Below are 12,279 nucleotides of genomic sequence, written 5' to 3' on the forward strand. Positions count from 1 at the left end.
GCAGTTCGACTGGGCTCGCATTCGAGCCTGCTTTTAAGGCAGCAATGGCAACGCAGGTAGTTTTTCAGCAGCTTGATAAGGCAGAAGAGCCAAGTATATGAGTGGAGTGGCTATGGGTGATCGGCACGATTATGTCGCCCTGGAATGGGTTAAGGGCGAGATCGCGGAAACCCTGAAGCAGGCGCGTCAGGCGCTGGAGGCGTTCGTCGAGAACCCCCAGGACGCTACGCGTATGCGTTTCTGCCAGACCTATGTGCATCAGGTGCTCGGCACCTTGCAGATGGTCGAGTTTTTCGGCGCGGCGCTGCTGGCTGAGGAAATGGAGCAGCTGGCCGGTGCCCTGATCGACGGCCGCGTGACCAACCAGGGCGAAGCTCTGGAAGTGCTGATGCAGTCGATTCTGCAGCTGCCGGTGTACCTTGACCGTATCCAGACTGCCCGCCGCGACCTGCCGATGGTCGTGCTGCCTCTGCTCAACGACCTGCGCGCTGCGCGTGGGGAAAAACTGCTGTCGGAAACCAGCCTGTTTGCCCCGGATATGTCCGGCCGCACGCCAGCGCTGCCCCATGAAACCATTGACCAGCTGCGCACCGCTGAACTACCGGTGTTGCTGCGCAAGCTGCGGCAAATGCTGCAAATGGTCCTGGTCGGGGTCATTCGCAGCCAGGACTTGCCGACCAATTTGGGTTATATGGCACGGGTTTTCGCACGCCTGGAAAACCTATGCAAGGACTCACCGCTCGGCCCGCTGTGGCAGATCGCCTCGGGCGTGGTCGAAGGACTGGCCAATGGCAGCGTGGCTAATGGCTCCTCGATTCGTACTCTGTTGCGTCAGGTCGATAAGGAACTCAAGCGCCTGCTCGAACAGGGCGCTGATGGCCTTAACCAGGCCGCTCCCGACGAGCTGAGCAAGAACCTGCTGTTTTATGTGGCCAAGTCGTCGGCGCAGTCGCCGCGCGTGCGCAACCTCAAAGAGCAATATCGTCTCGACGATGCGCTGCCGGACAACGATGTTGTCGACGAAGAGCGGGCTCGCCTGGCTGGTCCGGACCGTGACGCCATGCGTTCGGTGGTAGCGGCGCTGTGTGAAGAGCTGGTGCGGGTTAAGGACAGCCTCGATCTGTTCGTGCGCAGTGACCGTACCCAGGTCGCTGATCTGGATGCGCTTGCCGCACCCCTCAAGCAGATTGCCGACACCCTTGCGGTGTTGGGTTTCGGCCAGCCGCGCAAAGTTATTGTCGATCAGCTCGATGTAGTTAACGGTCTGTCCAAGGGCCAGGGCCAGGGCCAGGGCGAGCCGAGCGATGCGGTGCTGATGGATGTTGCCGGCGCTTTGCTCTATGTCGAAGCCACCCTGGCCGGCATGGTCGGCCCTGCACAGGACGGCGGACGTGAAGAAAGCCATCTGCCGACCACCGACGTTGCGCAGATTCACCAGCTGGTGATCAAGGAAGCGCGTAACGGTCTGGAACAGGCCAAAGACGCGATCATCGAATTTATCGCCTCGCAGTGGAATCACGAGCACCTGGCCCGTGTTCCCGATTTGCTGACTCAAGTGCGTGGCGGTCTGGCAATGATCCCGCTGCAGCGTGCCGCTGACCTGCTGAATGCCTGCAATCGCTATATTCAGGAGCAGCTGCTAGCGCGCAAGGCCGTGCCCAACTGGCAGAACCTCGACACCCTGGCGGATGCCATCACCAGTGTCGAGTACTACCTCGAGCGTTTGGCTGAAGACCATGCGACCCAAGGCGACCTGATTCTCGATGTGGCAGAAGAAAGCCTGGAAAGCCTGGGTTATCCGTTGAAAGAAAAGCCTTCGATTCTCGATCGTGTCGAGCCGCCAGTAGAGTCCATCGCGCCATTGGCTGATCCACTGGACGATATGGAAGTGCTCAGTGCCGAGGCGGAGCCAACAGCCGAGGTCGAGCCGAGCCTTGAGTCGGTTGTCGAAGAGCCCTTGTCCCTGGATCTGACTGATGATTTCAGTGCCGAGTTTGCCGATCTGGACTCGACAACGATTGAGGCGCCATCCGGTGAGGCTGAGTGGGCTAACGAAGCGCCGCCGGCTGATCTTGAACTGATTGATTTCAGTATCGACCTGCCTGATGCCGAGCCTCTGCCGCTCGCTGACACTCAGCAAGAACAGCTGTTCATCGGTGAAGAGCTGCAACTCGGCAGCTTTGAGCTTGATGAAAGTGACAGCCCGGCCAAGTGGAATGAAGCTGAACTGGCCGCCCTTGAGTTGCCAGAGGTCGAGCTGCCCAGTGCTCCGCTGAGCGAAGAGCCCGAGCAGGCTGTTGCCGAGAAAGCGTTGTCGATGGCGGATGTGATGGCCGCTCCGGTGCAGGCGATTAACCCGCCTGCCCACGATGTACCGCCAAGCCTACTGCCGCCCCCGGCTGATGAAGAACCGATCGATGAAGAGCTGCTGGAAGTCTTTATCGAAGAAGTGGGTGAGGTATTGGAAACCATTGGCGAGTACTTCCCGCAGTGGTGCGCCGACCTTGACAACAAGGATGCGCTGACCGAAATCCGCCGCGCCTTCCACACCCTCAAGGGCAGTGGGCGCATGGTCCGTGCTCTGGTGATTGGCGAGCTGGGCTGGTCGATTGAGAACCTGCTCAACCGCGTGCTCGACCGCAGTATTCAACCTGGGGCTGAGGTTCAGCAGGTGATCGCCGATGTGGTCGCGCTGATGCCGGCCCAGGTCGATGAATTTGCCAATAAAACGCAACGTCAGCGTGACGATGTTGATCATCTGGGCGCGACGGCGCACGCCTTGGCTAAAGGCCGAAGCCTCCCAAAACCTCAAGCCCCGGTTGAGCTGGTAGCGGAGACCGAGGGCAGTCCAGTTGCTACCGACGAAGTTGTTGAGGATGAAGACGGGCTAGATCCGCAGTTGCTGGAGATTTTCCGCAACGAAGCGGAAATGCACCTCGACACCCTGGTTGGCTTCCTGGCTGACTGTGCCCAGGAATTGCCGCAGCCGGTCACTGATGATCTGCAGCGTGCCCTGCACACCCTCAAGGGCAGTGCCTCGATGGCCGGTATTCAGCCGATGGCCGAGATTGCTTCGCCGCTGGAAAAGCTGGTCAAGGAATTCAAGACCAACCTGATCCCGATGGATCTGGCAGAAGCCGAACTGCTCAGCAGTGCCGAAAAACTCTTCCGTCTGGGTCTTGAGCAGCTGGAAAGCCAGCCGCTGGCCGTTTTACCGGGTGCTGCCGAGTTCCTTGAGCGCGTGCAGAAGCTGCACAGTGACCGCCTTGAGCATGCCGAAAACAGCCGCCAAAGTGATCAGGGTGATAAGCGCGATCCGCAGATGATCAGCATCTTCCTCGCCGAAGGCATGGATATCCTGCTGGATGCCGAGGATCTGCTGCGAAAATGGCGCGAGCACCCGGCCGAGCGTCAGGAACTGAGTTCCCTGCTGGACGAGCTGACCACCTTGGGCCGTGGCGCTGAGATGGCCGAATTACCGCAGATTGATGAACTCTGCGAGGCCCTGCTCGACCTCTATGGTGCGGTTGAAGACGGCCGCCTGGCGGTCAGCGAGCGCTTCTTCAGCGAAGCCGAACAGGCACATGAAACCCTGATCGGCATGATGGATCAGGTTGCTGCCGGGCTGCAGGTGAGTGCCGCTCCTGAGCGCGTGACCGCCCTGCGCAACTTGCTGATGGAGGCGCTGGTTCCAGACACCCTGGCGTTACTGTCGAACAACGGCGACGGCGGTATCGAGATTGTTGAGCTGGCTGATGCCACTGCCGCGCTGGAAGAGCTCAGCCCGGTTGAGCCAGATGAGCTGATTGAACCGCTTGAGCTCGACGCACCCTACGTTGAAGAACTGCCTGCGCCTGCTGAGGCCGAGAGTGAAGCGCTGGCCGAACCGTCGGCAGCTTCGCTTTACGACGCGCTTGACGAAGAAATGGTGTCGATCTTCCTCGAAGAAGCGGTCGATATCCTGGAGAGCGCCGGCCAGGCGCTGGAGCGCTGGTTGGCCGACACGGACAACAAGGCGGCGCTGTCCTCGCTGCAACGTGACCTGCATACCCTCAAGGGTGGTGCACGCATGGCCGAGATTCGCCCGATTGGCGATCTCGCTCATGAACTCGAATCCTTGTACGAAGGCCTGGTCGATCGCCGCTACAGCTTCTCGCAGCCACTGGCGAATCTGCTGCAGCAGAGCCATGACTCTCTGGCGCAACTGCTGGAGCAGCTGCAGGTGCGCGCCGCCATGCATTCGCCGCAGGAATTGATCGAAGCCATTCGCAGTTTCCGCCAGAGTGGCGGGCAAAGCTTGCCTGTGAGCCCGGCTATCTCCGAGCCTGTTGCCGAAGCCGAAGCCGAAGCCGAAGCCGAAGCCGAAGCCGAAGCCGAAGCCGAAGCCGAAGCCGTGCCGATGATCGAGTCGTTTGATCTGACAGAGCCTGAGCCTGCTGAGCTGCCAGAGATTGAAGATGAGATCGACTTTGGCAGCCTGGCCGATGCACCGCAGGAGCCAATGGATAGCGAGCCGGTGGTAACCGAAACGCCGGAAATCGACGAGTTCGAGTTACCCGCTGTAGAACTCGATGAGCCGCCATTGGTCGACTTTGCTGTTGAAAATGAAGTCGAGTCAGCTGAGCTCCCTGACACTGAGCCAGAGCCAGAGCCAGAGCCAGAGCCAGAGCCAGAGCCAGAGCCAGAGCCCGAACCGGTTGCGGTCGCTGCTGCGCCTGCCGTCTTTGATGACGAGCGTGATCCAGAGTTGGTGGAAATCTTCCTTGAGGAAGGTTTCGACATCATCGACAGCGCCGGTGCTGCGTTGCAACGCTGGATGGGCGACGTCAACAACAGCCTGGAGCTGGAGTCGCTGCAGCGTGATTTGCACACCCTCAAGGGTGGTGCACGTATGGCCGAAATCCGCGAGATTGGTGACCTGGCCCACGAGCTGGAATTCCTCTATGAAGGCCTTGGCCAAGGGCGTTTATGCGCCAGCCAGGACCTGTTTACTCTGCTTCAGGCGTGTCACGACAGCCTGGCCGAGATGCTCGAAGCGGTACGTGGCAAGCGCGGCGTGCCGAGTGGCGAGACGCTGATCGAAACCATCAAGCGCTTCCGTGCCAACCCGGATGAGCAACTGAGCATGCCGTCTGCGGTTGCTCTCAAGGCCGCCGAAACCCAGCAGGATGACGATGCCGAGTCGGACATCCTCGATATCTTCCTCGAGGAAGGTGATGACCTGCTGGAAGCCATGGAAGTCGCCATCGGTCGTTGGGAGGCTGACCGTGAGGACGGTGCCGCCATCGACGATATGCTGCGCATCCTGCATACCCTCAAAGGTGGTGCGCGTCTGACTGGGCAGAAGCGCCTGGGCGATTTGACCCACAGCCTCGAGCAGCACCTGACCGAAGCGCAAGCCCAGGGCGCGCCTTGGCCGCAGAGCCTGTTTGTCGACGTACAGTCAGGCTTCGAAGGCTTGCAGCAGGAGCTCGACGCGCTGCGTCAGCGTCTGAATGGCAGCCTGGTGGCCGATACGGCAAGCCAGCAAGCGCCTGCACCAGTGGCCGAGCAAGCCCCGCGCCTGGCGGAGCTGAGCCCCCCGATTGTTGCAGCCAGTGCCATGCCGGCGCAGGAGTTGGTGGCCAAGGTATTGCCGTTCGTCCGGCGTGCCGAAGAAGCTGCGCAGGAAGCTGCTTCGCGGCGTGCGCCGCAGGAGCTGGTCAAGGTGCCGGCCGAATTGCTTGAAGGTCTGGTCAACCTGGCCGGTGAGACCTCGATTTTCCGCGGACGGGTCGAGCAGCAGGTGAGTGACTTCGGTTTCACCCTGAGTGAGATGGAAGCCACCATCGACCGCGTGCGCGATCAGTTGCGTCGCCTCGATACCGAAACCCAGGCGCAGATCCTCAGCCGTATTGAGGCTGAGGCCGAGCGTATGGGCTACGAGGATTTCGACCCGCTGGAAATGGACCGTCACTCGCAGTTGCAGCAGCTTTCGCGTGCATTGTTCGAGTCCGCTTCCGACTTGCTCGACCTGAAAGAAACCCTGGCCGCGCGTAACCGCGATGCGGAAACCCTGCTGCTGCAACAAGCGCGGGTCAACTCCGAACTGCAGGAAGGCCTGATGCGCACGCGCATGGTGCCCTTCGACCGTCTGGTGCCGCGTCTGCGCCGTATCGTGCGGCAGGTTTCCGGTGAGTTGGGCAAACAAGTCGAGTTTGTCGTCGGCAACGCCGAAGGGGAGATGGACCGTACCGTACTCGAACGCATCGTCGCGCCGCTGGAACACATGCTGCGTAACGCGGTCGACCACGGCATCGAAGCTGCCGACGTGCGTCGTGCTGCCGGCAAGCCGGAGCAGGGCACCATTCGCCTGGCGCTGGGTCGTGAGGGCGGCGATATCGTTCTGACCCTGGCCGATGACGGCGGCGGTATTCGCCTGGAAGCGGTGCGGCGCAAGGCCATCGAGCGCGGCTTGATGGACGCCGACTCGGATCTGACCGACTACGAAGTGCTGCAGTTTATCCTTGAGGCCGGTTTCTCTACCGCCGAGAAAGTGACGCAGATATCCGGCCGTGGCTTGGGCATGGACGTGGTCCACTCCGAGGTCAAGCAGCTCGGCGGTTCGATGAGCATCGAGTCGATCCCGGGCACCGGCACCACCTTCACCATTCGCCTGCCGTTTACCGTGTCGGTCAACCGCGCGCTGATGGTGCTGTCGGGTGAAGACCTCTACGCCATTCCGCTGAACACCATCGAAGGTATCGTGCGGGTGTCGCCGTACGAGCTGGAAGCCTATTACGCTCCCGATGCGCCGCGCTTCGAGTACGCCGGGCAGAGCTATGAACTGCGTTACCTGGGCGACCTGCTGAACAATGGTCAGCAGCCCAAGCTGGTGGGCCAGAGCCTGCCGCTGCCGGTGATTCTGGTGCGCTCCAAGGAGCATGCCGTAGCTGTGCAGGTCGACTCCCTGGCTGGCTCGCGGGAAATCGTGGTGAAGAGCCTTGGCCCGCAGTTCGCCGGCGTTCACGGGATTTCCGGTGCGACCATCCTCGGTGACGGTCGTGTGGTGGTGATTCTTGACCTGCTGGCGACCATCCGTGTGCTGCATGCACATTTGCTTACCCAACAGACACCGCGTCTGCTCAAGCAGTCGGCAACGGCGGCGGAGATCGAAGCGGATCGGCCGACCCTGGTCATGGTGGTCGACGACTCGGTTACCGTACGCAAGGTCACCAGTCGTCTGCTCGAGCGTAACGGCATGAACGTGCTGACCGCCAAGGACGGAGTCGATGCCATCTCGCAGCTGCAGGAGCGCAAACCCGACATCATGCTGTTGGACATCGAAATGCCACGCATGGACGGCTTCGAAGTGGCAACCCTGGTACGCCATGATGAAGGCCTGAAAGACCTGCCGATCATCATGATTACCTCGCGTACCGGTGAAAAACACCGTGAGCGGGCCATGAGCATTGGCGTCAACGAGTACCTTGGTAAGCCTTACCAAGAGTCCTTGTTGCTTGAAACCATTCAGCAACTAGTGGGCCGCCACCCGGTAAACCGCAATGAGTGAGAAAACTGCAGCCCGCATCGCGGTGATCGCCGATACTTCGCTGCAGCGCCATGTGCTGGAGCAGGCGTTGACCGGCAGTGGCTATCAGGTGGTGATGAATAGTGACCCGGCGCGCCTTGATCAGGAAACTTTGAACGCCTGCGAAACTGACCTGTGGCTGGTTGACCTGGCACAGTCGGAAGACTTGCCGCTGGTCGACAGCCTGATGGAAAGCGCCTCGGCTCCGGTGCTGTTTGGCGAAGGCCACGCACCTGAGCGTCACTCGGAAAATTACCCGCGCTGGGAGCGGCGTCTGTTTGGCAAACTGAAGAAGCTGGTCGGCGATCCTTCTCAGGCCGTCGGCCCTAGCCTGGAAGCCTTGCTGGCTGAAGCGCAGCGGCCGTCGCTTCTGGATCTTCCGGCCGCGCTGGCGGATACCCCGCTGGTAGCCGGCGAGCCGGCGCGTCAGGTGTGGTTGCTGGCGGCCTCCCTGGGTGGCCCAGCTGCTGTAAAAGCCTTTCTCGATGCCTTGCCGGGCGGTCTGCCGGTGGGCTTTGTCTATGCCCAGCATATCGATGCAAGTTTCGAGAGCGCGCTGCCGCAAGCAGTGGGACGCCACAGCCAGTGGCATGTGAATCCGGCGCGGCATGGCGACCCGGTGCGTTGCGGTGAAGTAGTCGTAGTGCCGATCAGTCATGAACTGGGTTTCAGTGATGATGGCCAGATGCAGATTTCCGAGCGCGGCTGGCCTGAACCCTATAGTCCTTCGATCGATCAGATGATGCTTAATCTGGCCCAGCATTTTGGTGCGCTGAGCGGTGTAATCGCCTTCAGTGGCATGGGCAGCGACGGCAGTGCCGCAGCCGCCTATGTACGTCGCCAGGGCAGCGTGATCTGGACGCAGCGCGCGGACAGCTGCGCCAGCCCGAGTATGCCGGACAGCCTGCGTGAAGGCGGCTACAGCAGCTTCAGTGGTGATCCACGCGAGCTGGCCGAAGCGCTGGTCAATCACCTGGCCGAGCAGTGCCGATAATCCGGGGCTGTGCCCTGTACAGGAAATTTCCATGAGCCAAGCCGTCGCCACGCAGAACAGCGCCAACAGCCTTGCCGGTCTGTTGATGCCGCTGACTGACCGTACTCTGCTGCTGCCCAACGTGGCGGTGGCCGAGCTGATCCCTTATCGCGCGCCACAGGTTAGTGAAGGCATGCCCAGCTGGTTCCTCGGGCAGATTGCCTGGCGTGATCTACGCCTGCCGCTGCTGTCGTTCGAAGCGGCATCGGATGGCCAGGTCAGCGTCAGCCCAGGCTCACGAGTGGCGGTGATCAACGCCCTCGGCGGCCGCCCAGCGGTTAAGTTTGTTGCCGTGCTGGTACAGGGCATTCCGCGCTCGATCAAGGTCGGTGCCGAGCTGGAGCGCGCCGATGTTGCCCTGTCGCCGTTGGAGCTGGATGCGGTGCAATTTGGCGAGGCGGTGCTGAGGATTCCGGACCTGGTTGGTCTGGAGCAGAAGCTGGCGGATGCCGGATTGATCTGACCGATGACAAACTAAAAAGCCCGCGTTAGCGGGCTTTTTTATGGCGCTGAAGTGGGCCTAGAAATCGCCCCACAACTGCTGCGCCACGCTTAGCGCCACTACCGGCGTGGTCTCCGTGCGCAGTACCCGGGGGCCGAGGCGCGCGGCGTGAAAACCCTGAGCTTTCGCCTGGCTTACTTCGTTGTCACTCAGGCCGCCTTCCGGGCCAATCAGAAAGGCCAGTGACTTAGGCTGCGGATGGCTGGCCCAGGGCTCGGCGACCGGGTGCAACACCAGCTTGAGGTCAGCTGAAACCTGCGTCAGCCAATCTGTAAGGCTGATGGGCGGGTGAATGATCGGCAGCACCGAGCGGCCGCATTGCTCGCAGGCGCTGATTGCCACTTGCCGCCAGTGCGCCATGCGCTTGTCGGCGCGTTCATCCTTGAGGCGCACTTCGCAGCGCTCACTGACAATAAGGCTGATTTCGTTGGCACCCAGTTCGGTGGCTTTCTGAATTGCCCAATCCATGCGTTCGCCGCGCGACAGGCCCTGGCCCAAATGAGTATGCAGCGGTGATTCGATCTGGCCGGCAAAGGCTTCGCGCAACTCGACACGTACGCTTTTCTTGCCCACTTCGATCAGCTCGCCGCGGTACTCCTGGCCGCTGCCATCGAACAGCTGCACCGCATCGCCCACGACATGCCGCAGCACGCGGCCGATGTAGTGGGCCTGGGCTTCCGGCAGCTCGTGCTGGCCGAGGGCGAGGGGGGCATCGATAAAGAAACGGGATAGGCGCATAAGAGGTGAACCTAGAATAAAGGCGCGAATTTTAGCCTTAGGGTGCGCCGTGCGCATGGATATCCGTAGGGTGGATGACGCTCTTTTCATCCACCGTAATATCGCAATGGTGGATGGATAAAGCGTCATCCACCCTACGGCTGTATTTAGCCCGGATCGCGAAAGCCGGGGTAGTTGGCATTGCCTTGCGCCACCCTGACCGAGGTGCGGGTGGCGATATCGATACCCTCGCTGGCCACCTCGGCGAGGAAGTCGATCTGCTCAGGGGTGATCACGTACGGTGGCAGGAAATACACCACGCTGCCCAGTGGCCGCAACAGTGCACCACGTTCCAGCGCATGCTGGAACACCTTGAGGCCGCGACGTTCCTGCCAGGGGTAGGCGGTCTTGCTGGGTTTGTCCTGAACCATCTCGATAGCCAGGGCCATACCGGTTTGCCGCACTTCGGCGACATGCGGATGGTCGGCCAGGTGCGCGGTGGCGCTGGCCATTCGCGCGGCCAGGGCCTTGTTGGCCTCGATTACATTGTCCTGTTCGAAGATGTCCAGGGTCGCCAGAGCCGCGGCACAGGCCAGCGGGTTGCCGGTGTAGCTGTGCGAGTGGAGGAAGGCGCGCAGGGTCGAGTAGTCGTCGTAGAACGCCTGGTACACCGCATCGGTGGTCAAACAGGCGGCCAGCGGCAGATAGCCGCCGGTGAGGGCTTTGGACAGGCAGAGGAAATCCGGACGGATACCCGCCTGTTCGCAGGCGAACATCGTCCCGGCGCGGCCGAAGCCGACGGCGATCTCGTCATGAATCAGGTGCACGCCATAGCGATCGCAGGCCTCGCGCAGCAACTTGAGATAGATCGGGTGATACATGCGCATGCCACCTGCGCCCTGGATCAGCGGCTCGACAATCACCGCCGCGACTTCATGGCTATGTTCGGCCAGGGTCTGTTCCATGGCCAGGAACATATTGCGCGAATGCTCTTCCCAACTCATGCCCTCGGGGCGGTGGTAGCAATCCGGGCTGGGCACCTTGATGGTGTCGAGCAGCAGCGCCTTGTAGGTGTCGGTAAACAGCGCCACATCGCCTACCGACATCGCCGCGATGGTTTCGCCGTGGTAGCTGTTGGAGAGGGTAACGAAGCGCTTCTTCGCCGGTTGGCCGACATTGAGCCAGTAGTGAAAGCTCATTTTCAGTGCAACTTCGATGCAGGATGAGCCGTTGTCGGCGTAGAACACCCGGTTCAGGCCTGCGGGCGTCATCTTGACCAGGCGCTCGGACAGTTCGATCACCGGTTGATGGCTGAAGCCGGCGAGGATCACGTGTTCCAGCTGATCGACCTGATCCTTGATGCGCTGATTGATCCGCGGGTTGGCGTGGCCAAACACGTTGACCCACCAGGAGCTGACAGCGTCGAGGTAGCGTTTGCCGTCGAAGTCCTCGAGCCACACGCCTTCGCCACGTTTGATCGGCACCAGCGGCAACTGCTCATGGTCCTTCATTTGCGTGCAGGGGTGCCAAAGCACGTTCAGGTCACGCTGCATCCACTGGTCATTCAGGCTCATCGCTCTACTTCTTCCTCGGCTCGCAATCATCTGCACCAAGCCTATCAGAAGCACCGCAGCGGATGGACGGCACAACCAAGCTGATTACCCGCCGTCCGCTGATCCGCTCTATCGTGCCGTTTATAGCCTGGCGGCTGAACTTTGTCGGGTGTCGCGAGACTAATTTGCGCTGAGTTTGAGGAGTCAGCGACGCATCGTATTTCTCGATATTTCAAAGCGAAAAATTCCGCTTTTAGTCGATAGGTTTGTTGCTAGTCTTGCTCCACTCGCGGTTCTGGTTCTTCCTTCGGAAAGTTTTCAATGCAATGGCGCAATAGTTCTTCTCACTACGGCCTGGTCAGCATCCTGCTGCACTGGCTGGTGGCGGTGGCCGTGTTCGGCCTGTTTGGCCTGGGTTACTGGATGGTCGGTCTGGATTACTACAGCAGCTGGCGCCAGACCGCACCTGATCTGCACAAGAGCATCGGCCTGGTGCTGTTTGCCGTGATGCTGGGGCGGGTGATTTGGCGCTGGTTCAGCCCGCCCCCGGCGAGTTTGCCCAACCACGGACGGATGACCCGTCTGGGCAGCAAGCTGGGCCACAGCTTTCTCTACCTGGGGCTGTTTGTGCTGATGATTTCCGGCTACCTGATCTCTACGGCTGACGGTCGCGGTATTCCGGTATTCGGTTTATTTGAAGTGCCGGCCAGCCTGACAAGCATTCCTGATCAGGAAGATGTTGCCGGGCTGGTGCATGAATACCTGGCGTGGGCGCTGGTGATCTTTGCTGGCGTTCATGCCCTGGCTGCGTTGAAACACTACTTTATTGATCGCGACCGTACGCTGACGCGGATGTTCGGTCGCTAGTTACCTTTGTTGTTTCCGGGGCTGGACTGGCCCTATC

The 12,279-nt window shown here is 60.8% G+C and carries 6 protein-coding genes; 4 read left to right on the forward strand and 2 right to left on the reverse strand.

The genetic code is table 11. The features are described from left to right. Nucleotides 1-112: 112 nt before the first annotated feature. Genes BLW24_RS11095 through BLW24_RS11105 form a run of 3 tightly spaced genes read left to right on the forward strand, consistent with a single transcriptional unit; the run spans nucleotide 113 to nucleotide 9,066 of the window. Nucleotides 113-7,552 (forward strand): Hpt domain-containing protein, encoded by a 7,440-nt coding sequence (locus tag BLW24_RS11095; RefSeq protein ID WP_090380416.1) that lies wholly within the window; start codon nucleotides 113-115, stop codon nucleotides 7,550-7,552. Continuing rightward, nucleotides 7,545-8,564 carry a chemotaxis protein CheB gene (locus BLW24_RS11100; RefSeq protein WP_090380419.1) on the forward strand — a complete coding sequence of 340 codons (1,020 nt, stop codon included), beginning with the start codon at nucleotides 7,545-7,547 and terminating at the stop codon, nucleotides 8,562-8,564. Before BLW24_RS11095 ends, BLW24_RS11100 begins: the two co-directional genes overlap by 8 nt. 31 nt (nucleotides 8,565-8,595) lie before the next feature. Then, the gene (locus BLW24_RS11105) at nucleotides 8,596-9,066 is read left to right on the forward strand and encodes a chemotaxis protein CheW (protein ID WP_090380420.1); all 471 of its coding nucleotides are present in this window, start codon (nucleotides 8,596-8,598) and stop codon (nucleotides 9,064-9,066) included. A gap of 57 nt (nucleotides 9,067-9,123) precedes the next feature. Here the strand turns inward: BLW24_RS11105 and BLW24_RS11110 are convergent, their stop codons facing one another. After that, nucleotides 9,124-9,843: a 16S rRNA (uracil(1498)-N(3))-methyltransferase gene (locus tag BLW24_RS11110; protein ID WP_090380424.1), complete on the reverse strand. Its 720-nt coding sequence runs from the start codon at nucleotides 9,841-9,843 to the stop codon at nucleotides 9,124-9,126. A gap of 146 nt (nucleotides 9,844-9,989) precedes the next feature. Beyond that, nucleotides 9,990-11,396: an adenosylmethionine--8-amino-7-oxononanoate transaminase gene (locus BLW24_RS11115; RefSeq protein WP_090380427.1), complete on the reverse strand. Its 1,407-nt coding sequence runs from the start codon at nucleotides 11,394-11,396 to the stop codon at nucleotides 9,990-9,992. Between the two features lie 300 nt (nucleotides 11,397-11,696). Between BLW24_RS11115 and BLW24_RS11120 the strand changes: the two genes are divergently transcribed. After that, nucleotides 11,697-12,242, forward strand: coding sequence for a cytochrome b (locus BLW24_RS11120; protein ID WP_090380430.1), 546 nt, complete (start codon nucleotides 11,697-11,699; stop codon nucleotides 12,240-12,242). Nucleotides 12,243-12,279 lie beyond the last annotated feature (37 nt).

The organism is Pseudomonas anguilliseptica, from assembly GCF_900105355.1.
Lineage (GTDB): Bacteria > Pseudomonadota > Gammaproteobacteria > Pseudomonadales > Pseudomonadaceae > Aquipseudomonas > Aquipseudomonas anguilliseptica.